This is a genomic window from Pseudomonas sp. So3.2b (genome assembly GCF_019464415.1).
Taxonomy (GTDB): Bacteria; Pseudomonadota; Gammaproteobacteria; order Pseudomonadales; family Pseudomonadaceae; genus Aquipseudomonas; species Aquipseudomonas shahriarae.
Window position 1 is genome coordinate 4,491,010 of record NZ_CP080494.1, and the last position, 23,389, is coordinate 4,514,398.

24 protein-coding genes are annotated in these 23,389 nt (G+C 60.2%); 12 read left to right on the forward strand and 12 right to left on the reverse strand.

Features of this window, described 5'->3' with window-relative positions; genetic code table 11:
* Nucleotides 1-36 precede the first annotated feature (36 nt).
* Together K1X80_RS20115 and K1X80_RS20120 are read left to right on the forward strand one after the other, a co-directional pair.
* Nucleotides 37-348 carry a hypothetical protein gene (locus K1X80_RS20115; protein ID WP_220172481.1) on the forward strand — a complete coding sequence of 104 codons (312 nt, stop codon included), beginning with the start codon at nt 37-39 and terminating at the stop codon, nt 346-348.
* Between the two features lie 508 nt (nt 349-856).
* Entirely contained in the window at nt 857-1,132 is a 276-nt protein-coding gene (locus K1X80_RS20120) for a pyocin activator PrtN family protein (protein WP_169960493.1), read from the forward strand.
* On the opposite strand, the gene K1X80_RS20125 is transcribed toward K1X80_RS20120, so the two are convergent.
* The gene (locus K1X80_RS20125) at nt 1,107-2,258 is read right to left on the reverse strand and encodes a site-specific integrase (RefSeq protein WP_220172974.1); all 1,152 of its coding nucleotides are present in this window, start codon (nt 2,256-2,258) and stop codon (nt 1,107-1,109) included. The genes K1X80_RS20120 and K1X80_RS20125 overlap by 26 nt on opposite strands.
* A gap of 103 nt (nt 2,259-2,361) precedes the next feature.
* Here K1X80_RS20125 and dusA point away from each other — a divergent pair, with 103 nt between their 5' ends.
* Nucleotides 2,362-3,372 carry a tRNA dihydrouridine(20/20a) synthase DusA gene (gene dusA / locus K1X80_RS20130; RefSeq protein ID WP_220172482.1) on the forward strand — a complete coding sequence of 337 codons (1,011 nt, stop codon included), beginning with the start codon at nt 2,362-2,364 and terminating at the stop codon, nt 3,370-3,372.
* A gap of 229 nt (nt 3,373-3,601) precedes the next feature.
* Nucleotides 3,602-4,528 carry a transaldolase gene (gene tal, locus K1X80_RS20135; protein ID WP_057438541.1) on the forward strand — a complete coding sequence of 309 codons (927 nt, stop codon included), beginning with the start codon at nt 3,602-3,604 and terminating at the stop codon, nt 4,526-4,528.
* Nucleotides 4,529-4,658: 130 nt separating this feature from the next.
* Here the strand turns inward: tal and rssC are convergent, their stop codons facing one another.
* Nucleotides 4,659-5,141 (reverse strand): anti-sigma factor antagonist RssC, encoded by a 483-nt coding sequence (gene rssC / locus K1X80_RS20140; RefSeq protein WP_029293846.1) that lies wholly within the window; start codon nt 5,139-5,141, stop codon nt 4,659-4,661.
* On the reverse strand, nt 5,141-6,322 hold the full coding sequence (rssB, locus tag K1X80_RS20145) for a two-component system response regulator RssB (protein ID WP_032863287.1): 1,182 nt from the start codon (nt 6,320-6,322) through the stop codon (nt 5,141-5,143). The genes rssC and rssB overlap by 1 nt, the downstream gene beginning before the upstream one ends.
* Before the next feature lie 277 nt (nt 6,323-6,599).
* Between rssB and K1X80_RS20150 the strand changes: the two genes are divergently transcribed.
* Nucleotides 6,600-6,896: a PilZ domain-containing protein gene (locus K1X80_RS20150; RefSeq protein ID WP_032863288.1), complete on the forward strand. Its 297-nt coding sequence runs from the start codon at nt 6,600-6,602 to the stop codon at nt 6,894-6,896.
* Nucleotides 6,897-6,955: 59 nt separating this feature from the next.
* Here the strand turns inward: K1X80_RS20150 and K1X80_RS20155 are convergent, their stop codons facing one another.
* On the reverse strand, nt 6,956-7,642 hold the full coding sequence (locus tag K1X80_RS20155; protein WP_057438540.1) for a VacJ family lipoprotein: 687 nt from the start codon (nt 7,640-7,642) through the stop codon (nt 6,956-6,958).
* Nucleotides 7,643-7,838: 196 nt separating this feature from the next.
* Here K1X80_RS20155 and K1X80_RS20160 point away from each other — a divergent pair, with 196 nt between their 5' ends.
* Both K1X80_RS20160 and K1X80_RS20165 read left to right on the forward strand, forming a co-directional pair.
* On the forward strand, nt 7,839-8,450 hold the full coding sequence (locus tag K1X80_RS20160; protein ID WP_057960289.1) for a hypothetical protein: 612 nt from the start codon (nt 7,839-7,841) through the stop codon (nt 8,448-8,450).
* 110 nt (nt 8,451-8,560) lie between these two features.
* The gene (locus tag K1X80_RS20165) at nt 8,561-8,827 is read left to right on the forward strand and encodes a DUF4404 family protein (RefSeq protein ID WP_057438538.1); all 267 of its coding nucleotides are present in this window, start codon (nt 8,561-8,563) and stop codon (nt 8,825-8,827) included.
* 136 nt (nt 8,828-8,963) lie between these two features.
* On the opposite strand, the gene queF is transcribed toward K1X80_RS20165, so the two are convergent.
* Complete coding sequence (gene queF, locus K1X80_RS20170) at nt 8,964-9,794, reverse strand: NADPH-dependent 7-cyano-7-deazaguanine reductase QueF (protein ID WP_057438537.1); 831 nt, start codon at nt 9,792-9,794, stop codon at nt 8,964-8,966.
* 67 nt (nt 9,795-9,861) lie between these two features.
* Nucleotides 9,862-10,386 (reverse strand): plastocyanin/azurin family copper-binding protein, encoded by a 525-nt coding sequence (locus K1X80_RS20175; RefSeq protein WP_057960290.1) that lies wholly within the window; start codon nt 10,384-10,386, stop codon nt 9,862-9,864.
* 156 nt (nt 10,387-10,542) lie between these two features.
* Between K1X80_RS20175 and K1X80_RS20180 the strand changes: the two genes are divergently transcribed.
* The gene (locus tag K1X80_RS20180; protein WP_057960291.1) at nt 10,543-11,223 is read left to right on the forward strand and encodes a heavy metal response regulator transcription factor; all 681 of its coding nucleotides are present in this window, start codon (nt 10,543-10,545) and stop codon (nt 11,221-11,223) included.
* On the forward strand, nt 11,220-12,584 hold the full coding sequence (locus tag K1X80_RS20185; RefSeq protein WP_057960292.1) for a heavy metal sensor histidine kinase: 1,365 nt from the start codon (nt 11,220-11,222) through the stop codon (nt 12,582-12,584). The genes K1X80_RS20180 and K1X80_RS20185 overlap by 4 nt, the downstream gene beginning before the upstream one ends.
* Nucleotides 12,585-12,689: 105 nt before the next feature.
* Here the strand turns inward: K1X80_RS20185 and K1X80_RS20190 are convergent, their stop codons facing one another.
* The 3 genes from K1X80_RS20190 to K1X80_RS20200 are packed head-to-tail and all read right to left on the reverse strand — an operon-like array spanning nt 12,690 to nt 15,934.
* Nucleotides 12,690-13,934 carry a lipoprotein-releasing ABC transporter permease subunit gene (locus K1X80_RS20190; protein ID WP_057438534.1) on the reverse strand — a complete coding sequence of 415 codons (1,245 nt, stop codon included), beginning with the start codon at nt 13,932-13,934 and terminating at the stop codon, nt 12,690-12,692.
* A gap of 58 nt (nt 13,935-13,992) precedes the next feature.
* The gene (gene lolD, locus K1X80_RS20195; RefSeq protein ID WP_019818240.1) at nt 13,993-14,676 is read right to left on the reverse strand and encodes a lipoprotein-releasing ABC transporter ATP-binding protein LolD; all 684 of its coding nucleotides are present in this window, start codon (nt 14,674-14,676) and stop codon (nt 13,993-13,995) included.
* A gap of 7 nt (nt 14,677-14,683) precedes the next feature.
* Nucleotides 14,684-15,934 carry a lipoprotein-releasing ABC transporter permease subunit gene (locus K1X80_RS20200; RefSeq protein ID WP_057438533.1) on the reverse strand — a complete coding sequence of 417 codons (1,251 nt, stop codon included), beginning with the start codon at nt 15,932-15,934 and terminating at the stop codon, nt 14,684-14,686.
* 94 nt (nt 15,935-16,028) lie between these two features.
* On the opposite strand from K1X80_RS20200, the gene K1X80_RS20205 reads away from it, so the two are divergent.
* Together K1X80_RS20205 and K1X80_RS20210 are read left to right on the forward strand one after the other, a co-directional pair.
* The gene (locus K1X80_RS20205) at nt 16,029-16,613 is read left to right on the forward strand and encodes a PilZ domain-containing protein (RefSeq protein WP_057960293.1); all 585 of its coding nucleotides are present in this window, start codon (nt 16,029-16,031) and stop codon (nt 16,611-16,613) included.
* 43 nt (nt 16,614-16,656) lie between these two features.
* Nucleotides 16,657-17,379, forward strand: a complete 723-nt coding sequence (locus tag K1X80_RS20210) for a glycerophosphodiester phosphodiesterase (RefSeq protein WP_057438531.1) — start codon at nt 16,657-16,659, stop codon at nt 17,377-17,379.
* Between the two features lie 42 nt (nt 17,380-17,421).
* Here K1X80_RS20210 and sthA read toward each other — a convergent pair whose 3' ends face one another.
* A complete protein-coding gene (sthA, locus tag K1X80_RS20215) occupies nt 17,422-18,816 on the reverse strand; it encodes a Si-specific NAD(P)(+) transhydrogenase (protein WP_057438530.1) in 1,395 nt (464 codons plus the stop codon).
* A gap of 190 nt (nt 18,817-19,006) precedes the next feature.
* Nucleotides 19,007-20,020, reverse strand: a complete 1,014-nt coding sequence (locus tag K1X80_RS20220; protein ID WP_057960294.1) for an FAD:protein FMN transferase — start codon at nt 20,018-20,020, stop codon at nt 19,007-19,009.
* A gap of 263 nt (nt 20,021-20,283) precedes the next feature.
* Here K1X80_RS20220 and K1X80_RS20225 point away from each other — a divergent pair, with 263 nt between their 5' ends.
* Nucleotides 20,284-21,582, forward strand: a complete 1,299-nt coding sequence (locus K1X80_RS20225) for an MFS transporter (protein ID WP_220172483.1) — start codon at nt 20,284-20,286, stop codon at nt 21,580-21,582.
* Nucleotides 21,583-21,758: 176 nt separating this feature from the next.
* Here the strand turns inward: K1X80_RS20225 and K1X80_RS20230 are convergent, their stop codons facing one another.
* A complete protein-coding gene (locus K1X80_RS20230) occupies nt 21,759-23,222 on the reverse strand; it encodes a glyceraldehyde-3-phosphate dehydrogenase (RefSeq protein WP_115128680.1) in 1,464 nt (487 codons plus the stop codon).
* Nucleotides 23,223-23,389 lie beyond the last annotated feature (167 nt).

Below are 23,389 nucleotides of genomic sequence, written 5' to 3' on the forward strand. Positions count from 1 at the left end.
GCTGCAACGTCTACCACCACCCAAAGGAGAAGCACCATGCACGTACAAGTCATCACCGGGGAAGGCAAAGAGGGGGAAACCAACCGCCTCCGGCATCTGAAAGAGCTGAAGGACTGGTTTAACGAATCGGGAAAAATTGTTCACGCCGACGCCTACGATCCAGCCGGCCTGGTCGCGATCCTGGATGTTCGTGCGGTAAGCGATAAAGAGATCCTGGTGCTGGAGTGCAGCCGGGATCAGATCCAGGCGGTTCTGGAGTGGCAATCCGAGACAGATGAAGTTGTCGAGTTTGAAAACCTGCTGGTGCACCTGGTGCGCAAGCAAAACCCAATCGGCGAAAGCCAGTAAGAAGGTGGTGCCGAGGGGCTGCAACCCCTCGACACCGACCACCCAAAGGAAAAGCACCATGCAAGTGAATCAACCCAAAGGCGGCACCGTAGAGGCTACCACAGCTCCACTCGCTGTCGGCGACAAGGTCAGTTCCGTCGCAATGAGCGGTGGCGGCCGGGAATACCGTCTCAGCGCACGTACAGGCGAAATCGTAGGGATCGTTGGAAATGTTGCCACCTTGCGTGCTGCGCAGGAGGTCGCCCTATGACCGTCCTTCTCCTGCTATACCTGTGCGCAGACGCAACCCGCACAGATTGCCAGGTACTTCCCGCTCAACTCTGGCAGGGACCTGATGCATACGAGCTATGCATTGCTACTGTGCCTGGCCTCACACAAGCCCTGACCGCTCCAAACCGCGAGCGGCACCGATTTGTGTGTGAGATTCAAACAGATGGCGAGCAAAACGCCGGGCATCACGCTAAGCCGACATTCATTCATCGAACGTTTCGGATGTGAGGGAATATCCATGAAAACAGCCTTCATCCTGATGGCTCAATATGATGGCCAGGCAGTTATCTCACTAGAACTGGTTTGCAGAGACTATTTCACACACCTGACACCGGACATGTTCCAGCGCAAGGTGATGAGTGGTCAGATCAAGCTGCCAATTACCCGCCTAGAGCCGAGCCAGAAGTCTGCCAAGGGCGTCCACCTCACCGATCTGGCCGTCTACCTCGACCTACAGCGCGCCGCCGCGGTTAAAGAGCACAACCAACTCAACGGGTTAAAACCCGCCGTTTGAGCCACTTCATTGATGCGGCGCCCAGCTGGACGGGCGCCCTTAATATCTTTTCATGCCACTCCCAGCCCACATATCGGTCACCTTTGCCACGCAGGTGGGTGTAACGCCGCATAGAGTTCCAATCTCTGTGCCCGGAAACACTCGCCACACGCGGGATATCCCAGTCCATTTCAAACAGGCGGCTCACACCTTCATGGCGAAGGTCATGGAAGTGAAGGTCTGAGATTTCCAGGAACTTGCAGGCCTTCGCCCAGGACGTCGAGATTGATTCAGGACTGTAGGGGAATATGTCGTCGCCAGCTTTTGGCATTGTCTGGAGGATCCGCCATGCCTCGTCCGGAAGGAAACACCAAACATCGTTGCCAATCTTCTGGCCGGGGTTCTTCATATCGCGCACCAGCACCCGCTGACCAGGCTCGTCGACGTCTGCCCAGCGAATACGGGTTATTTCATCCAGACGGCGTGTGGAGAACAGGGCAAACCCAACGACTTTCAACATATTGATGGCGGTCGGGCGCCTGGCCTGCATGGCCTGGTAGTGCACCAGCACCTTTCCCAACTCGTCCAAGGTCGGCCGGCGGTCACGCTCCCGGCTTTTCAGGTTGTAGCCCAGCTTGCGCAGCACACGTCTGGCACCGCCCATGGCGAGCGGATCGACCTGGTAGCCCCAGGCATCTTTGGCGATGGCCAGGACAGCGCCAAGGTGCGCCAGGTCGTTGCCAGCGGTTTGTGGCTGAACCCCACCACCCTCACGGCTCATTCGCCAGAGGGCGAAGTCGACCAGGCGCTGGGTTGTGACGTCGGTATCGTTGAGCTTACCGATATCCATCTTGCCGATGGCTTCAAGCGTGGCCTTCTTGGTTTTGCCTAACGGCCGGGCCTTTTCCACTTCCAGCAAGTACTGCTTGATCATGTCTTTGACGGTGACGCCCTGCCGGCTCGCCCGTTCGATCGCGCCGGGCTGGTCCAGCTCCGATTCACGCTTGCGCGTCCACGCCTGGGCTGCCTGTTTCCGGGCGAAGGTCTGGCTCTCTTGGTAGACTTGCACTCCGTCGCGCTTGATGCGGATTTGAGCCGTGTAGCTCACAGTCCCATCCGCCAGTTTTCTTGCCCTGATAGTCGCCATATCGAAAGTGGTACGCGTCAGTTTTGAGGTGGTACATCGTACCACCGAGCCCTGAAAAACGCCTGAAAACACCCTAAAACACGCCAAAAACACGTTGAGTAAAATGCTAGACAAACAGAGCTTTAGCCCAGCAGAATCAAGCCCCGCACTGTCTCGGCGCTTTAGCGTTGCACCTATGATGGATTGGACTGACCGTCACTGCAGATACTTCCTACGCCTGCTCTCCAAGCACGCCCTGCTCTACACCGAAATGGTCACCACCGGCGCTATTCTCCACGGCGACCACGAACGCTTCCTGCGTCACAATGAAGCCGAGCATCCTCTCGCCCTCCAACTGGGCGGCTGCGTTCCAGCCGACCTGGCCGCGTGCGCGCGCATGGCTGAGGCCGCCGGTTACGACGAAGTGAACCTGAACGTCGGCTGCCCCAGCGACCGGGTGCAGAATAATATGATCGGCGCGTGCCTGATGGGGCACCCTGCCCTGGTGGCGGATTGTGTCAAGGCGATGCGGGATGCGGTGTCGATTCCGGTGACGGTGAAGCATCGCATCGGGATCAATGGCCGGGACAGTTATGCTCAGTTGTGTGATTTCGTCGGGCAGGTGAAGGACGCGGGGTGCACCAGTTTTACCGTGCATGCGCGGATTGCGATTCTGGAGGGGTTGTCGCCCAAGGAGAATCGGGACATTCCGCCGCTGCGTTATGACGTGGCGGCGCAGTTGAAGCGCGACTTTGCCGAGCTGGAGATTATTCTCAATGGCGGGATCAAGACGCTGGAGCAATGCGCAGAGCATCTGCAGGTGTTTGATGGGGTGATGCTCGGGCGTGAGGCTTATCACAATCCGTATTTGCTGGCAGAGGTGGATCAGCAGTTGTTTGGCAGTACGGCGCCGGTGATCAGTCGGGCCGAGGCGTTGGCGCAGTTGCGGCCGTATATCGCCGAGCACCTGGCCACCGGTGGCGCGATGCATCACATTACGCGGCACGTGTTGGGGTTGGGCACCGGGTTTCCGGGGGCGCGCAGGTTTCGGCAGTTGTTGTCGGTGGATATTCACAAGGCCGCGGATCCGTTGGCGTTGTTGGATCAGGCCGGAGCGTTGCTGGAAGGCCGTTGACGGAGCGGCGACGGGTCCATCGCTATCGTGGGCAAGCTCGCTCCCACATTCTGATCGCGTTGCTGGTTGAACCTGATAGCGATTTTGCCCTCCTATCTAGCAGCACGGTCGGTCATTCAAACGACTGTTTTCAGGTTATTGCCCTCGCAAACGATCGAACGCGTTTGCGCCCTTGAGCGGCTATCGGCCCTCGGGTAATGTCATCAGACCCATAGGACAGAGCACGCCCATGACTTCCAAACTGGAACAACTCAAGCAATTCACCACTGTAGTTGCCGACACTGGCGATTTTGAAGCTATCGCTCGCGTCAAGCCGCAGGATGCCACCACCAACCCTTCCCTTTTGCTCAAAGCCGCATCCATTCCGGCTTACGCCAAGCTGCTGGACGCCTGCGTGCAGGATTGCAACGGCGATGTCGGCCTGGCCAGTGACCGCTTTGCGGTGGCTGTGGGCCAGGAGATCCTCAAGGTGGTGCCAGGGCGCATCTCCACCGAGGTGGATGCGCGGCTGTCGTTCGACACGGACGCGGTACTCAAGCGTGCGCATCGCCTGATCGACCTGTACGAAAAGGCAGGTATCGGCCGCGACCGCGTGCTGATCAAGATCGCATCCACCTGGGAAGGTATTCGTGCCGCCGAGCAACTGGAGAAAGAAGGCATCCAGACCAACCTGACCCTGTTGTTCTCCTTCGCCCAGGCCGTAGCCTGCGCTGAAGCCGGGGTGTTCCTGATTTCGCCGTTTGTCGGTCGTATCTACGACTGGTACAAAAAGGCCAATGGCAACGACTACACCGGTGCCGATGATCCTGGTGTGCAGTCGGTAACCCGCATCTACAACTACTACAAGGCCAATGACTACAAAACGGTGGTGATGGGCGCGAGCTTCCGCAACCTGAGCCAGATCGAAGAGTTGGCCGGTTGCGATCGCCTGACCATCAGCCCGGACTTGCTGGAGAAGCTGGCGGCCGACAATGGCAAGCTGGAGCGCAAGTTAGCGCCAGGCCATGCCGGTGAACCCCGTGTGCATATGACAGAGGCGCAGTTCCGCTGGGAGTCCAACGAGGACGCGATGGCCACTGAGAAGCTGGCAGAGGGCATTCGTCAGTTTGCTCGGGACCAGGAGAAGCTGGAAGCGTTGTTGAGCGCCAAGCTGTAAAAAGCGAGGGCGGCAAAAAGGGCGGCATCCGTTGGGATGCCGCCCTTTTTTGTAGCTGAATATGTGTTGGTTGGGCTGGCGCTATCGCAGGCTAGCCAGCTCCCACATGTTGACCGTGCTCACAGCGAGGTCAGTGACGCTCCAGGGCGTTGACCAAGTCGTGAAACGCTTCGCGGTTGGACTCGTTCAGGCCCATCAGGATCTTGTGCGCCTCCAGCACCTTGAGCCGCACCACTTCTTCGGACTGGTCCTGGGAAGGCAAGTCGGTCAGGCATTCCGGGCAGGGGATCGGGCGGTCAACGATGTTGAACACCTGGTCGAAACCCATCGACTGCAAGAGCCGGGTGATGTCTTCGTGGGTGGTGACCACGGTCGGCAGCAGTCCGACCTTCTGCCGCGACAGAATGGACAACTTGGCCAACAGCCCAAGGGTGGTGCTATCGATGCTGCGGGTTTCGGTCAGATCGATCACGATCGCCGAGAAATTCAAGGCTGTGAAAATCCGCTCAATCGTTGCATCCAGCGCCGAACACAGGGTCAGGCGCACTTCACCGACAAACTTCAGGACGAAGGTCCCATCTTGCTCGGCGAATTGGATTCTTCCGGTACTCATCAAAGATTCCTGCTCAACACCAATAGGGCGATATCATCCGGCATCTCCCCTAGCGTGGCCAATCCAAAAACCTGCCGCAGGCCATCCAGGCTGCCGCCCGCCGACCTGACCCGTTGGGGCAAGGCGGCTTCTTTCTCTTTGAGTGTAGGCTCTGGAAGAAGGTCCAGGATGCCATCGGACATCAGCGTCAGGCTGAAGGCCGGTGGCAGCTCCAGGATGTGGTCTTCATAGGTGGCTTCATTGAACAAGCCAACCGGCAGACCGCGCCCTTCCAGATAACGCACACTGTCTGGAGTGTATAAAACCGGCAATGGCAGGTGACCGCCAATGCTGTAGGTCAACAGACCGGTTTCTTCATCAATCACGCCGCCCACCATCGTCACGTGCTTGCCCAGCTTGCAGCTGATCAGGCCCCGGTTGATGTGGCCCAGCACTTGCGAGGGAGTGAACTCCGGCAAGGTGCCGTTGCGCTTGGATTCGAACAACAGCCGTGTGGTCATGAACTTCAACAACACGGTCACGAATGCAGAGGATGCGCCGTGCCCGGAGACATCGGCCAGGTAGAACGCGACCCGGCGCTCATCCACGCGGAAGTAGTCGACAAAATCCCCCGACAGGTACAGCGACGGGATGATCTGGTGGGCGAACTGGAACTCGTCGATGCTCCAGGGGCTCACCGGCAGCATGTTCATCTGCACCTGGCGACCGGCGTTCTGGTCTTCCTGGAGCAGGTTGAGGCTGGCTTCGAGCTCACGGTTGGCGGTTTCGAGCTTCTCGCGGTAGCGCTGGTTTTCCAGCAGCAGGCGGGCACGATCCAGCGCCCGGCGCACCGAGTGCTCCAGTACGGCCAGATCTTCCAGGGGCTTGATCAGGTAATCGGCAGCGCCCAGGCGCAAGGCTTCCACGGCGTCGTTCATCACCCCGGCACCGGACACGACAATCACCGGCGTCTGCGGAGCAAGCTCGGTTACCTGGCGGATCAGCTCAAGGCCGCCCATCTGGGGCATACGCAGGTCGCAGATCACCAGGTCGGGCTGGTCGCGCTCGAACACCTGGAGACCCTGAAGACCATTGCCGGCCTGCAGGACGCTGAAGCCACTGTCTTCCAAATAGGCCGCGAGGCTCGCGCGCACTACTTCGTCGTCATCGATTATCAGCAGCGTGGCACTGGTTTTTTGCATGTGGGCAAACGGCGCCAGAATTAGGTTGGCGTAGGCAGTCAGGCAATGGCCCGGCTCGCACTACTGGATTCGCTTTCTAGCCTCTCTGTCCTACAAAACATGAGCTTTTGGCTCACGCACAAAGGTAAAGCAGAGGTGCCCTTCTAAGGCGCAGACGGTACTCCCATCCGCCAGGGGTTTCAAGCTCATGCCGATGGTCGCTGGACGTCTTTACATCGCAAATCACCGGGAGTTATAAGAACAGGCAAAACCACAACGCAATGGAAGGATGAAAGCTATGAGCGCAAATGAACGTGACTATGCAGAAAAGCGCGATTTCATCCGCATGCGTGTGGATGCCGGCGTGTCGTTGATCCATGCCGGGCAAGAGATTGCCGGCGTCTGCCTGGACCTCTCCAGCTCTGGCATGCAGGTCCAGGCCCAGCACCCGTTCAACGTGGGCGACCAACTGAAGGTGCGTATTGACTCAGAGCACGCTGCGCTCAAAGGCCTGGAGGCGGACACCGAGGTGGTCTGGGCCAGGAAAGAAGGTGACGACCAACACCTGGGCCTGAAAATCCTCAAGATGTACTGAAATTAATGCACACAAAAAAGGCGGCCTCGAAGGCCGCCTTTTCCATTCAAGGGTTAACCTTAAAAGTCATCCACTACCTTGCCATCTTTGACCTTGAACTCACGGTTCTGCAGGTAGGCATTGCGGATAAAGGTGTATTTGTCGCCATTGATCAGCTTTTCAGCCGACAGCAGACTCGCACGGGTATCGACGATATCCAGGCCCATGGCGCTGTTGCGTGTAGGAATGTCGCTCATGTAGCGGTACGGTTCGGTGTAGCTGTCGACGTACTTGGACGGCGCATCACGCAAGGTGCTTGGGCCCAACAGCGGCAGCATCACGTACGGACCGCTGCCCACGCCCCAGTAGCCGAGGGTCTGGCCGAAGTCTTCGTCGCTGCGTTGCAGCCCCATTTTGGTGCCTACGTCGATGACGCCGAGCACGCCAAACGTGGTGTTGACCAGCAAACGCGCGGTATCGACACCCGCCTGGTATGGCTTGAGTTGCAGCACATTGTTGGCCAGGTTGCCCACGTCACCAATGTTGCGGAAGAAGTTGTGGATACCGTCTTCGACAAATTGCGGGGTAATGAACTGATAGCCTTGGGCCAATGGCTTGAGTGCGTAGGTATCAACGGTGTCGTTGAAGGTGAAAATCGGGCGGTTGATGCTTTCCCATGGATCGTCTTCCGCAGCCTGGGCGGCGAAAGGCACCAGCAACACACTGGCACATACCGATAGTTGAGCAAGACACTGGCTCCAGCGCATAGCTTGAACTCCTTGAATGATCTGTCATGGGCGCTATGCCCTGAATAAGACGGCAGTATATGACGGAAGTGTAAGATTAGGCAGCTTGACGGAATTGTCATTCAGCAAATATACAAAACTCCTACATCCAAGATCAGGTGTCATCTGCTTGTCATGGGCTTCCGATAGCGTCACAGCTATTTTCAGGGACGTCCCAATGCCCCACCCCCAGATCGCTGCAGACAACGCCCCGTCCTTGACCGCCGTACTCTTTGGCCTCAGTGGCTGCCTGGTGGACTTCGGTTCCATGGCCCACGCCGACACCATCCCCACCGGCGAAGCCCTGACCACCCCTGGCGCCCTGAACATCCTGCAATGGCTCAACAGTCAAGGCACCCCCTGCGCCTGGCTGGATGAGCTGCCCCCCACCGTCACCACGCCGTTGGCCGCAGCCCTGCCGGACTGGATCCAAGGCACCCGCCCTGCGACCGCACCCTGGCCGGCGCCCCATGCCTGCTGGCAAGCCTTGATGGACCTGAACATCCAGCGCCTGGATGGCTGCGTACTGGTCAGCGGCGAGCCCCGGCTGCTGCAAGCAGGGCTCAACGCCGGGCTCTGGACCATTGGCCTGGCGTCCTGCGGCTCACTGTGCGGGCTGCCCCCCAGCCAATGGCAAGCCCTGAGCGAACAGGAGCGCGAACACAAACGCGCCAAAGCTACCGTCGCGCTGTACGGCCTCGGCGTGCACTCGGTGATTGATCATCTGGGTGAGCTGGGCACCTGCCTGGCGGACATCAGCCTGCGCCGGCTCAAAGGCGAGAAGCCCTGATCAAGATCATGCACAGTCGCCGCCAGTGGATTAATCTACAGGTCATACCGTAGACCTTTCTCGGCGTGCCGTGGTCTATGCCAGTGCCTATTGATAAAAGGAAGAACGCCATGCCTGCCCGCGAAAAACTGCAAGAACAGGTCAACATCCTGCGCGAGCAATTGAACCAGGAGCCGCCTCTGCCGCTGGAAAAACGCGAAGCGCTGGAAGCATTGATTGCCAAATTTGAAGTGCAACTGGAACTGGAACCTGCGACCCAGCCGCCGAGCATCTCCGATGATGTGAACCTGGCAGTCGAACGTTTCGAATTGGACCACCCGGGCATTGCCGGGACATTGCGCAATATTGTGGTGGCCTTGGGCAATATGGGGATTTAATCCCAACCCGAGCCAGGTACAAAACCCAATGTGGGAGCGGGCTTGCTCGCGATAACGGAGTATCAGTCACCGAAGATATTGACTGAAACACCGCGATCGCGAGCAAGCCCGCTCCCACATTTGCCGGGTGTGAAGCTTACTGTCGGGCCAGGCGCAGGTTCTGGAACTGTACATCCTCAGTGCTGCGATACGGGTTGATATCCAACCCACCCCGTCGCACATACCGCGCATAAACCGTCAACTTCTCAGGCTTGAGCAACCGTTGCAGGTCGAGAAAGATCCGCTCCACGCACTGCTCATGAAAGTCCGAGTGCTGGCGGAAGCTCACCAGGTAGGCCAACAGGCTCGCATGGTCCAGCGCCGCGCCGCGATATTCCACCGCAACGCTGCCCCAGTCCGGCTGACTGGTCACCGGGCAGTTGGATTTGAGCAGATGGCTGTGCACGCTCTCCTCCACCACACGGGAATCATCACAGCGCAGCAGTTCCGGGCGCGGATGCTCGTAGTTGCTGACACTGATATCCAAGTCATCAATGCACACGCCCGGCAGGCGCACCACGCCTTCGTCTTCCACTTCGGCCAGGCTACGGATGCGCACGCCCACCGGTTTGCCGGCCGCCGCGCTCAGATCGGCACGCAGGGTCGCCTCAAGGCTTGGCCCATCGGCAAACGGCGTCTGGTTCAGCGAGTTGAGGTAGAGCTTGAAGGATTTCGATTCGATGATGTTCGGCGAGTCGGCCGGGATGCTGAACTCACCGATGGCCACCACCGGCTTGCCGGACGGCAGCAGCCAGGACAATTCAAAGCAGTTCCAGAAATCCACGCCCTTGTAGGGCAGCGTCTCGGCGGTGAGGCCCAGCTCGGCCCATTTGGCGGCGCGAGGAATGGGAAACAGCAATGAAGGGGTGTAAGTGGAGATGTATTCACTGGACTTGCCCAGCGGCGAATGTTCGGCTGCGGGATGCATGGCGGAAACCTGGCTAAATTAACCCCGCCAGTCTACCAGCCTTTGCACCCGCCTTTGAGCCCGAGGTTTACTGGCTGACGTTCAGCTTGCCGACCATCCCCGCCTGGTAATGCCCGGGGAGGTTGCAGGCAAACTCCAGGGCCCCAGCCTTGCTGAAGGTCCAGGTCAATTCGGCGGTCTTGCCCGGCTCCACCAGCACGCTGTTGGGATCGTCGTGCTTCATGCTGCCCATGTCACCATGGCCCATTGCCGCGTGATCCATCTGGCCCATGCCGGTGCTGGTCAACATGCCGCTGGCCTGCATTTTGAGCATTTCCTTCTGGTGATCGGCATGCATGGCCGCGTCCCCCAGGTTGAACTCATGCAGCAACTGGCCCTTGTTGACCAGCACAAAGCGCACCGTCTCACCGGCTTTTACATCCAGGGATGTAGGAGCAAAGGAAATATCCTGCAGCAGCACTTCTACAGTCCGCGTGGCCTTGGTCGCCGGGGCAGCCTCGCCAAAGGCGAAAGTGTGCGCACCATCGGCCAGCGCCGCAGCGCTCAGCATCATCAGACAACCCACCAACCACCAGGCTTTGCGCGATAACATGTTCATTCTCCAAAGGTACGGGATCCGCTTGTGGGACACTCTAATAATGCGTCGCTGCCAGCCAGCTGACTGTTAGATTACAACTTTGTCAGGTTGCGCCAGCACCACGGCGCACACGGTATAAAGCCTGCTGCTACCCGTTGCCATGAGTTGCCTATGAAACTGCTGATCGTCGAAGACCAACCCAAAACCGGCCACTACCTGCGCCAGGGCCTGGCCGAAGCCGGGTTCAATACCGAACTGGTGGCCGACGGCACCACCGGCCAGCACCTGGCGCTGACGGGCGACTACGATTTGCTGATCCTCGACGTGATGCTCCCTGGCCGCACCGGCTGGCAGATCCTGCAGGCGGTGCGCAGCGCCCGCCTGGAGATTCCGGTGTTATTCCTGACTGCGCGGGATGCGGTCGAAGATCGGGTCCACGGCCTCGAGCTGGGGGCCGACGACTATCTGGTCAAGCCATTCGCGTTCTCCGAGCTGTTGGCCCGGGTGCGCAGCCTGTTGCGCCGAGGCAGCAGCACCCCCCAGGAAACCAGCCTGCACCTGGCCGACCTGCGCCTGGACCTGATCCGCCGCCGCGTGGATCGCAGCGGCCAGCGCATCGACCTGACCGCCAAGGAGTTCGCCCTGCTGGAGCTGCTCCTGCGTCGCCAGGGCGAAGTGCTGCCCAAGTCGCTGATTGCCTCCCAGGTCTGGGACATGAACTTCGACAGCGACACCAATATCATCGAAGTGGCTATCCGCCGCCTGCGCCTGAAGATAGATGACAGCTTTCCCAACAAGCTGATACACACCGTGCGTGGCATGGGTTATGTGCTGGAGGAGCGGTTCAGTTGATCAAGCGCCTGTCCCTGGCCAGCCGCCTGGCCCTGTTGTTTGCCGGCTGCACCGCCGTGGTCTCGCTGCTGGCGGGCGTGTTGTTCAACCAGGCCAGCGAGAAACACTTCATCGAGCTGGACCAGCAATTGCTCGACAGCAAGCTGATGACCCTGCGCAGCGCCCTGCAAGGCGCCGACACCCCGGCGCTGTTCGCTTCACGCATCGCCGCACTGAAAGACGAGCTGAGCCATCAACCCGACCTGTCGGTGCGCATCAATGCCGCCGACGGCCAGCGCTGGTTTGACAGCGCGCTGCGCATCCCCAATGACCTGCCTACCGCGCCCGGCCTGCACAGCCTGCAAAGCGCCGGCACCAGCTACCGGGTGTACAACGCGCCGTTGAATCCCGAGCAGCCCGGCTCCGCGCAGTTGGTCCTGATGCTGGACATCACCCATCACCAACACTTCCTGCAGCGCATGCAGCACCTGATCTGGCTAACGGTCGGCCTGTCCGCCCTGGCCACCGCGCTTCTCGGCGCCTGGGCCGCACGCAGCGGGTTGCGTCCGTTGCGGCGAATGACTGAAGTGGCCAGCCGCGTACGCGCCCACTCCCTGACCCAGCGCCTGCCCGAAGAACAGATGCCCGCCGAACTGGCGGAACTGGCCCAGGCCTTCAACGCCATGTTCAGCCGCCTCGACGACGCGTTCCAGCGGCTGTCGGCGTTCTCTGCCGATATCGCCCACGAGCTGCGCACGCCGCTATCCAACCTGCTGACCCAGACCCAGGTGATCCTCACCCAGCCCCGGCCGCTGGAGGACTACCGCGAAGCGCTGCACAGCAATCTGGAAGAGCTGCAATGGATGGCCCAACTGGTCAATGACATGCTGTACCTGGCCAAGGCCGATCACGGCTTGCTGAACCCCAGGCGCGAGCCCCTGGCCCTGGCCGACGAGGTGGATGCCTTGCTGGAGTTCTTCGCGCCGTTGGCCGAGGACGCCCAGGTCAACCTGCTGCGCGACGGCAGCGCCAGTACCGTCGGTGACCGCAGCATGCTGCGCCGTGCTTGTTCCAATCTATTGGACAACGCTGTGCGCTTTACCCCGCCGGGCGGCGAAGTACGGGTGAGGATCAGCGAAAACGCCCAGGGCGTGACGCTGAGCGTGGAAAACACCGGCACCGGGATTCCCCAGGGGTTACTGCCCAAGCTGTTTGACCGGTTCTACCGCGTGGATCCGGCACGCCATGAAGGCAGCAGTGAGCATGCAGGGCTGGGGCTGGCGATTACCCAGTCGATTGTGCAGGCACACGGGGGGAAGATTTTCTGTGAGTCACAACCGGGGTGGACGCGGTTTGTGATTGAGCTGCCGCAGGGGGTTTGAGGCAAGTTGGGCGGGCCTCATCGCGTGCAAGCCCGCTCCTACATGTTGATTTGCGAACACCGTCAAATGTGGGAGCTGGCTTGCCTGCGATAGCGATCTCAAGACCTACGAATATCTCAGGGCATGCGCCGGCTCAATCTTCGCCGCCCGATACGCCGGGTAGATCGTCGCCAGAAAGCTCAACACAAACCCCGCGCTGCAAATCAGCAACACATCGCCACCTTGCAGCTCCGAAGGCAGGTTGCTGACAAAGTACACGTCCGAACTGAAGATATGCTGCCCGGTCACGCGCTCCATCCAGCCCACCAGCTCACTGACGTTGAGCGCGGCAATCACTCCCAGCACGCCGCCAATCAGGGTGCCGACGATACCGATCACCGTGCCCTGGACCATGAAGATCGCCATGATCTGCCGTGGCGTGGCGCCGATGGTGCGCAGGATCGCGATGTCCGCGCCCTTGTCGTTCACCACCATGATCAGCGTGGCAATGATATTGAACGCGGCGACGGCGACGATCATCAGCAACAGCAGGCCGATCATGGTCTTTTCCATCTTCATTGCACTGAACAGGCTGCCCTGGGTGTGGGTCCAGTCATCGGCCTTGTAGGCGGCGCCCAGGCTGCCGGCAATGTCCGCCGACACTTTCGGTGCCGCGTACAGATCCTTGACCGCCAGGCGCACGCTTTGCACCTGGTTCGGCTGCCAATGCAGCATTTGCGCGGCATCGGCGACGTGGATCAGCGCCATCGAGCCATCCAGCTCGGCACCCACCTTGAACACCCCCACCACGTTCAAACGCTGCATACGCGGGGTGATGCCGCCGGGCGCAGTGCTGATTTCCGGGACGATCAAGGTCAGCTTGTCCCCCACATTCAAGCGGAAACGGCGCGCGGTGATTTCACCGATCACCACGCCGAACTCACCCGGCTGCAGGTTTTCCAGATTGCCCTGGACGATATGCTGGGTGACGATCGACACCTTGCCTTCCTGGGCCGGGTCGATCCCGCTGATCTGGATCGGCTGCATCGAGCCCTTATAGGACAGCATGCCTTCCATCTCGGTAAACGGCACAGCGGCGGTCACTTCGGGGTTTTTCAGAGCGGCGGCGGCCACGGGCTGCCAGTCGCTGATCGGGTTGACGCCGACGATGGTGGCATGCGGCACCATGCCCAGAATGCGCGAGCTCATTTCCCGCTGGAAGCCATTCATCACCGACAACACCACGATCATCGCCAGCACGCCCAGGGCGAGGCCGATCATCGAGGTCATCGAGATAAACGAGACAAAACGGTTGCGGCGCTTGGCGCGGGTATAGCGCGTGCCGATAAAAATCGATAACGGTCTGAACATTCGCGGGCACCGTTGAAAAAATAGAAAACCCAGGCACGAATGCCCGGGCTGAAACAGGTCAGATGGCGACCAGATGACCTTCCTGCAGGTGCAACACGCGGTCCATCTGCCGGGCCATGCTCATGTCATGGGTCACCACCAGGAACGCGGTGCGCATCTGGGTGCTCAGCTCCAGCATCAAGTCCTTGATGCCCTGGGCAGTGTGGGAATCGAGGTTGCCGGTCGGCTCATCGAGCATCACCAGGCCTGGGTTGTTGACCAGGGCACGGGCAATCGCCACACGCTGGCGCTCGCCACCAGACAGCTCTGCCGGCTTGTGCTCCAGGCGATGCCCCAGGCCGACGCGCTCCAGCAGCGCCGTAGCACGCTGACGCGCCTCCGGGATCGCGGTCTTGCCGATCAACAGGGGCATGCACACGTTTTCCAGGGCCGTGAACTCTGGCAGCAAGTGGTGGAACTGGTACACAAAGCCCAGGGAGCGGTTGCGCAACTGGCCACGGGCCTTCTCGTTCAACGCCGAGAGTTCTTCACCGGCCAGCCACACGCTGCCCTGGGACGGCGTATCAAGGCCGCCCAACAGGTTGAGCAAGGTACTTTTGCCGGAGCCGGAACTGCCGACGATCGCCACGCGCTCGCCCGGATGCAGTTCCAGTTGCAGGTTGGACAGCACCACTACCGATTCCGGGCCTTCCTCGTAGGATTTGCCCAGGTTGCGGCAGCTCAGGATTGCTTTTTCACTCATGCCCGATTCACTCATAGCGTAAAGCCTGCGCCGGCTGGGTACGTGCCGCGCGCCAGGCTGGATATAGGGTGGCAAGGAAACTCAGGACCAACGCGGCGCCGCCGACCATCAACACATCCTGGCTCTGCACCTGGGATGGCAAATAGTCGATGAAGTAGACGTCGGCGTTGAGAAACTTGTGGCCGATCAGGGTTTCGACGCCGGCGATGGCAGCACTGACGTTCAGCGCGGCGAAGATCCCCACCGCCGTACCGATCAAGGTACCGACCACACCGATCACCGTGCCCTGGACCATAAAGATCGCCATGATCTGCCCCGGCGTGGCGCCCAGGGTGCGCAGGATGGCGATGTCGCCCTTCTTGTCGTTCACCACCATCACCAGAGTGGAGATGATGTTGAAGGCGGCCACGGCGACAATCAGCAACAGCAACAGGCCAATCATGGCCTTTTCCATGCGGATCGCCTGGTACAGGTTGCCGTGGGTACGGGTCCAGTCACGGGCGTAGTACTGGCTTTCACCCAGATGCTGGGCGATTTCCCAGGCCCCGCGCGGCGCCTCGAACAGGTCGTTGAACTTCAGGCGCAGGCCCTGCACCTGGTCCGGCTTCCAGCGATGCAGGCGGGCCAGGTCGGTAAGGTTGGTCAGGCCGAGGAAGCCGTCGATTTCGCCGGCGCCGACATGAAAGATGCCGACTACGGTAAAGCGCTTCATGCGCGGGAACATGCCCGCCGGGGTTACGGTGACTTCCGGGGCGACGAAGGTCAGCTTGTCGCCAATGGCCACGCCGAGCTTGGCCGCCGCACGGTCGCCGATCACGATGCCGAAGCTGCCAGGCGACAGGGCATCGAGCTGGCCCTGCTGCATGAACTGATCAATGATCGAGACCTTGCGCTCCTGTGCCGGGTCGATGGCGTTGAGCAGGACTTTCTGCACCTTGCCATTGTTGGTCAACAGCCCCTGCATCTGGGTAAATGGCGCGACGGCCAGCACCTTGGGGTTCTGCTTGACCTTGTCGGCCAGGCCTTGCCAGTCGCCCAGGGGCTCGCCGGACTCGATGGTCGCGTGGGGCACCATGCCCAGCACGCGGGTGCGCATCTCATGATCGAAGCCATTCATCACCGATAGCACCACGATCATTACGACGACGCCCAGGGCGAGTCCGATCATGGAGGTCAGGGAAATGAACGACACAAAATGATTGCGACGCTTTGCACGGGTATAACGCGTGCCGATAAATACGAAGAGAGGTCTGAACATGTCGGGGCTTGTTCGGAGGAAAAGAAGACGTCCCGGTGGCGGGGTCTGGTAAGCAGCTTTACACTCAGACCATTACCGTTACCTGGGGTTCGCCATGACGACATTAGATGAAGAAGATCGCCGCGAATACTACCGTATCGACGACATGATCGCACTCCAAATCAAAAGCCTGTCGGCCCCGCAAGCGGCGAGCAAGGAAGTGTTGCTGGATGATTCCCCGCTGTTCAACCTGCTCAGTGAACTGCACCTGAGCGAATTCGAGTCCCAACACCTGCTGCGCCAGCTCGGCGAGCGCGACCGCACCCTCGCCGCCTTCCTCAAAGTGCAGAACAAACGCATGGATTTGCTCAGCCAGGTCATGGCGCAAAGCCTGCTGGGCGACATCGGCGCGCCGCAGCCGGTGATCATTTCCGAAGGCGGCATCGACTTCCAACACCCTACGGCACTCGCACCCGGCAGCCACCTGGCGGTCAAGCTGGTGCTGATGCCCCAGGCGCTGGGCCTGCTGCTGCGGGCCAAGGTCACCCATTGCGATCCCAAGGGCGACAGTTTTGACATCGGTACCGAATTCGAATCCATGACTGACGCCCAGCGCCAGTTACTGGCTCGCTATATTTTGCAAAAACAGGCCCAGGAACGGCGCCTGGCTCGGGAACAAAGCGACGGCCAAGACACCTGATTTCGTATTTATCCAGCCATATACCTGGCGAAAAGGAGCAACTGTGACCCTGATTTATGGCCACCGCGGCGCTAAAGGCGAAGCACCGGAAAACACCCTGACCAGCTTCCAGCAATGCCTCAAGCACGGCGTGCGCCGTTGCGAACTGGACTTGCACCTGTCCATGGACGGCGAGTTGATGGTGATCCACGACCCGACCTTGAAGCGCACCGCAGACCGACGCGGCAAGGTGGTGGAGTACGTCGCCGCCGACCTGGTGAAGATGGACGCACGCAAAGGCGGCCCAGGCTGGGTCACCCCTTGCCCGATCCCGCGCCTGGAAGAGCTGTTTGAGCAGTGCGACTTCGACCACTGGCAACTGGAAGTCAAAAGCGCCTCGCGCACCCGCGCCGCGACCACCGTACTGGCGATCCGGGAAATGGCCCAGCGCTTTGGCCTGCTGGACAAGGTCACCGTGACTTCAAGCTCGCGGGAAGTGTTGAAAGCCGCCCTGGAGCTGACGCCGGACCTGTCCCGTGGACTGGTGGCCGAATACGCCTGGCTCGACCCGCTGAAGGTCGCGCAGAACTATGGCTGTGAGTATTTGGCGTTGAACTGGACGTTGTGCACTCCCGAGCGACTGGAGAAAGCCCAGCGCCAGGGCTTGCACGTGTCCGTGTGGACAGTCAACGAACCCGCGCTGATGCGCAGGCTCGCCGACTTCGGCGTAGATAGCCTGATTACAGACTTTCCCGGTTTGGCCACTGCCACTCTCGGGAATTACTGAAATCGGTCTCCCCGGCCGGCTCAGGCCACCGGCCGGAGCCGCTCAAAAAAGCCGGTTGAGGCCGTCGTAGGCCGCTACCCGATAGGCTTCAGCCATGGTCGGGTAGTTGAACGTGGTGTTCACAAAATACTTAAGGGTATTGAGATCACCCGGCTGGCTCATGATCGCCTGGCCGATGTGCACGATCTCCGAGGCCTGGTAGCCGAAGCAATGCACGCCGAGCACTTCCAGGGTCTCGCGGTGGAACAGGATCTTCAGCATGCCTTGCGGCTCGCCGGCGATCTGCGCACGCGCCATGCTCTTGAAGAACGCCTTGCCCACTTCGTAAGGCACCTTGGCCTTGGTCAGCTCGTGCTCGTTCTTGCCGATGGAGCTGATCTCGGGAATGGTGTAGATCCCGGTCGGCACATCGTTGACGTAGCGCCAGCTGCCATTGTCGACAATGCTGCCAGCCGCCGAACGCCCTTGGTCGTGGGCGGCACTGGCCAGGCTCGGCCAGCCGATCACATCGCCGGCACCATAGATATTGGTGACGCAGGTGCGGTAGTTCTCATCCACCTCGATCTGGCCACGGCTGTTGACCTTGACCCCGATGTTTTCCATGCCCAGCTTGTCGGTGTTGCCCGTACGGCCGTTGCACCAGAGCAAGGCATCGGCCTTGATCTTCTTGCCGGACTTGAGGTGCAGGATCACACCGTTGTCCAGGCCTTCAACGCGGTCGTATTCCTCGTTGTGGCGCACGGTGATGTTGTTGTTGCTGAAGTGATAGCTCAACGCCTGGGAAATTTCCGAGTCGAGGAAGCTCAGCAACTGGTCACGGTTGTCCACCAGCTCCACCAGCACACCCAGGCCGCTGAAGATCGAGGCGTATTCACAGCCGATCACGCCGGCGCCGTATATGATCAGTTTGCGCGGGGTGTGGCCCAGGCTGAGGATCGTGTCGCTATCGTAGATACGCGGGTGGTGGAAGTCGATATCGGCCGGGCGATACGGACGCGAACCGGTGGCGATGATGATGTGCTTGGCCACCAGCTTCTCGACCACGCCATTGGCGCAGACCACTTCGACGGTTTGCTCGTCGGCGAAGCTGCCGGTGCCGAAGAACAGGTCGACGCGGTTACGGGCGTAGTAGCCGGTACGCGAGGCGACTTGTTTGGAAATGACTTTCTCGGCGCTTTTCAGTACATCCGGGAACGAGAACCAGCGCGGCTCACCAATGGCCCGGAACATCGGGTTGGTGTTGAACTGCATGATCTGGCGCACCGAGTGACGCAAGGCCTTGGACGGGATGGTGCCCAGGTGGGTGCAGTTACCGCCGACCTGACGACGGCTATCGACCATCGCCACCTTGCGTCCTGCTTTGGCGGCGTTCATCGCCGCACCTTCTCCAGCTGGGCCGGAACCCAGTACCACCACGTCGTAGTTGTAGACAGCCATGCGTACTCCTCAGAACAGGCCAGGACGCACGGTTGGGCGCCTGGCTAAATCATGCCGCGGCCAGCGGTCATGAAGGATCAAATAGGCTCAGGTGTGTGAGCCGGGGCACAGTCTATATAAGGCTCAACGCCGCGCACATTAACCCTTGGTCGCGTCGTAGGCCAGTTTTGCCTTTACTACACAGTATTGATTACGGCTTGACCGCCGTCAGTTGTTCGAACGCTTTGTTGCTGCGTGTGACGAAAGCATCCCCCTCACGCATCACAAAAAATGCCGCGATCCGCTGTTTTTCTGCATAGTCCCAGCCCTCGTCGGGCCCCAGTACCAGGAGCAAGGTCGACAAGCCGTCCGCCATAAGCGCCGAAGGCTCCAGTACCGTGACCGACGCCAGGTGATGGGTGATCGGCGCCCCGCTACGGGCATCGAGGGTGTGGGAATAGCGGCGACCATCCTGCTGGAAATAATTGCGATAGTCACCTGAAGTAGACACGCCGAAGCCGTCCACCACGATCACGCGCTCAGCCACCTGCTGGTCATCGCGGGGCTCCTCCAGGGCCACACGCCAGGGCGTGCCATCGGGTTTGCGCCCGGCAGCCTTGAGCTCGCCAGTCACTTCGACCAGATACCGCTGAATGCCCAACTGCCCTAGCCGCTCGGCGATCCGGTCCACCGTGTAGCCGGCGGCGATGCTGTTGAAGTCCACTTGCACCGCCGCGTCCTTGCACAGCTGGTGACCGTCGATGCGCAAGTGCTGATGACCGACGCGCTGGCGCGCCAAGGCCAGCGTCATGGGATCCGGGACTTTTACCTGCCGCGCCTGGGGTCCGAAGCCCCACAGGTTGAGCAGTGGCTCGACGGTCAGGTCAAAAGCGCCGCCACTGGCCTGGGACAGCTGCTCGCCCGTGCGTACCAACTGCAGGATCGACTCGGGCATCGGCTGGCAGCGGTTGGCCGGCAAGTCATTGAAGCGCTCGATATCGGAATCGCTGCGATAGGTCGACAGCTGTCGGTCGACCTCGGCAAGGATGCGCTCGACCTGCGGCTGCACATCATTGGCCGCCGACGTACCGGGGGTACGGACATATTTGATTGAATAAGTGCTGCCCATGGTCGGGCCGCCAAACGCCTCCAGGGGCTCATCGCCGCCGCAGCCCGTCAAGATCGCCAACACAGCGCCCACCATCGCGCATCGCAAACCGCCCATAAGCCACACAACCTTATCGCTGCTGAAAACCCAATGAAGCCGCACTCAAGCACATTTCCGGGGCTGGCCATTATGCGGCATGTCGTCGCCTGACGCGGGTTGCTTCATGACAAATAGCCAGCTTGCTAACGGTTTTTGTTGCTCGCCCACACGGATACACATATGGTTACAAAACTCTTGGGCGCCAGCCAGCGCCCAGACCTTGCAGCAAGGAAGAACGACGACCAGGGATTTCCAACAAGATAGCCAGTTGAGTAAATGACATGTCCAACACCACGGGCAAAGGCAAGGCGATCTTTCGCGTTGTCAGCGGTAACTTTCTCGAAATGTTCGACTTCATGGTCTACGGCTTCTACGCCACGGCCATTGCCAAGACCTTCTTCCCTGCCGACAGCGCCTTCGCGTCCCTGATGTTGTCCCTGGCGACCTTCGGTGCCGGATTCCTGATGCGTCCGTTGGGGGCAATTTTTCTCGGTGCCTACATCGACCGCCATGGCCGTAAAAAAGGCCTGGTGATCACCCTGGCCATGATGGCCGCCGGTACCGTGCTGATCGCCTGCGTGCCCGGCTACGCCACCCTCGGGGTGGCCGCGCCGCTGATCGTGCTGTTTGGTCGATTGCTGCAAGGCTTCTCCGCAGGTGTCGAACTGGGCGGGGTCTCGGTGTACCTGGCGGAGATCGCCACGCCGGGACGTAAAGGTTTCTTCGTCAGTTGGCAATCCGCCAGCCAACAAGCCGCCGTGGTCTTCGCCGGCCTGCTGGGCGTGGGCCTGAACCACTGGCTGAGCCCCGAGGAAATGGGTGAATGGGGCTGGCGCGTGCCGTTCCTGATCGGCTGCCTGATCGTGCCGGTGATCTTCGTGATTCGCCGCTCCCTGGAGGAAACCCCGGAATTCCAGGCACGTAAACATCGCCCTACCCTGCAGGAAATCATCCGCTCTATCGGCCAGAATTTCGGCATCGTCCTGGCAGGTATGGCGCTGGTGGTGATGACGACCGTGTCGTTCTACCTGATCACCGCCTACACACCGACCTTCGGCAAGGCCGAACTGCACCTGTCGGACCTGGATGCGTTGCTGGTCACCGTGTGCATCGGCCTGTCGAACTTCTTTTGGTTACCCGTGATGGGCGCGGTGTCTGACAAGGTGGGTCGCAAGCCCTTGCTGCTGGGGGCGACTATTCTGGCAATCCTCACGGCGTACCCGGCCCTGTCATGGCTGGTGGCCAATCCGAGCTTCAGCCACCTGCTGCTCGTCGAGTTATGGCTGTCGCTCCTGTATGGCTCGTACAACGGCGCCATGGTCGTCGCGCTGACCGAAATCATGCCAGTGGAAGTACGCACCACAGGCTTTTCATTGGCCTACAGCCTGGCGACCGCAACCTTTGGCGGCTTTACCCCGGCCGCCTGTACTTACCTGATCCATGTACTGGATAACAAGGCTGCACCGGGGATCTGGCTCAGTGGCGCGGCGGTGCTGGGGCTGGTGGCGACCCTGGTGCTGTTCAAGGGGAATCGGCACGAACTGCGCACTGCGCAGGCTTCGGTAGTCGGTGGGGCCTGATAGATCGCTATCGCGGCGATGCGGCGGCCCGACAAGCCCGCCCACACATTTGAATGTATTCGCAAATCAAACTGTGGGAGCGGGCTTGCCCGCGATGAGGCCTTCAAACCCCACACAAACCCCCAGCCACAAAAAAGCCCCGAACCAGTCGGGGCTTTTTCATTTACCGCTAACGCTTAGCGCGGAAACGCTGGCGGGTTGACCCCAGCCATGTCTTCCATCACGCGCACCACCTGGCAGCTGTAACCGAACTCGTTGTCGTACCAGACGTACAGTACAACGCGGTTATCCTGGGTGATGGTCGCTTCAGCATCGACCACACCGGCGTGGCGCGAGCCAACGAAGTCGGTGGACACCACTTCCTGGGAATTGACGAAGTCGATTTGCTTATGCAGATCGGAGTGCAGCGCCATGTAGCGCAGGTACTCGTTCATCTCTTCGCGGGTGGCGGCTTTCTCAAGGTTGAGGTTGAGAATGGCCATCGACACGTTCGGCGTGGGTACACGGATCGCGTTACCGGTCAGCTTGCCGGCCAGCTCAGGCAGGGCCTTGGCAGCAGCGGTGGCAGCACCGGTCTCGGTGATCACCATGTTCAGCGCGGCGCTACGGCCACGGCGATCGCCCTTGTGGAAGTTGTCGATCAGGTTCTGGTCGTTGGTGTACGAGTGAACGGTTTCGACGTGACCGTTGATGATGCCGAACTTGTCATTCACAGCCTTGAGCACCGGCACGATGGCGTTGGTGGTGCAGGAAGCGGCGGACACGATCTTGTCGTCAGCGGTGATTTCGTTGTGGTTGATGCCGTGAACGATGTTCTTCAGCTTGCCCTTGCCAGGCGCAGTCAGCACAACGCGGTCGATACCCGGGCAGGCCAGGTGCTGGCCCAGGCCGTCGGCATCACGCCATACGCCGGTGTTGTCCACCAGCAAGGCGTTCTGGATGCCGTACTGGGTGTAATCCACCTCGGTCGGGTTCTTCGCGTAGATCACCTGGATCAGGTTACCGTTGGCGGTGATGGTGTTGTTTTCTTCGTCGATGGTGATGGTGCCATTGAACGAACCGTGTACCGAGTCGCGACGCAAGAGGCTGGCGCGCTTGGTCAGGTCATTTTCGGCGCCTTTGCGCACGACAATGGCCCGCAGGCGCAGGCCGTCGCCACCGCCGGTTTTTTCGATCAGGATGCGTGCCAGCAGACGGCCGATACGACCGAAGCCGTACAGCACCACGTCAGTGCCTTTACGGGATGCGGCGTTTTGCTGGCCAACCACGTCGGCCAGTTCTTCACGCACGAACTGCTCGGCGCTGCGGCCATTGCCTTGAGCGCGGAATTTGAACGCCAACTTGCCCAGGTCCACCGAAGCCGCGCCGAGCTTGAGCTCGCTCATGGCTTTAAGCAGAGGGAATGTTTCGTGGACGGAGAGTTCGCTATCGTCCGAAGAACGATGGCGAGCAAAGCGATGAGCCTTGAGAATCGCGATGACTGATTGGTTGATCAGGCTGCGGCCATAGATCGAGCTCACCACATTGTTATTGCGGTACAGCTGACCGATAAGCGGGATCATCGCTTCTGCGAGTGCTTCACGGTCGATCCATTCACCAAGACACTGGTCGGGCTTCTGAGTCACGGGAACCTTCCACATGTAGGGGCTGAAAAAAGGGGCTACATTATGCCGCCCGACCGCCCCCGGAGCAATGCGCGCCACGCAACAAAAGCCCTTGCACATAATTTTCGCCGCGCTACAGGCCAGTAAATACGCGGCTTCCAGCGCACCCCCTGGTGAAAGCGTCGGGCCACTTGTCCGTAACC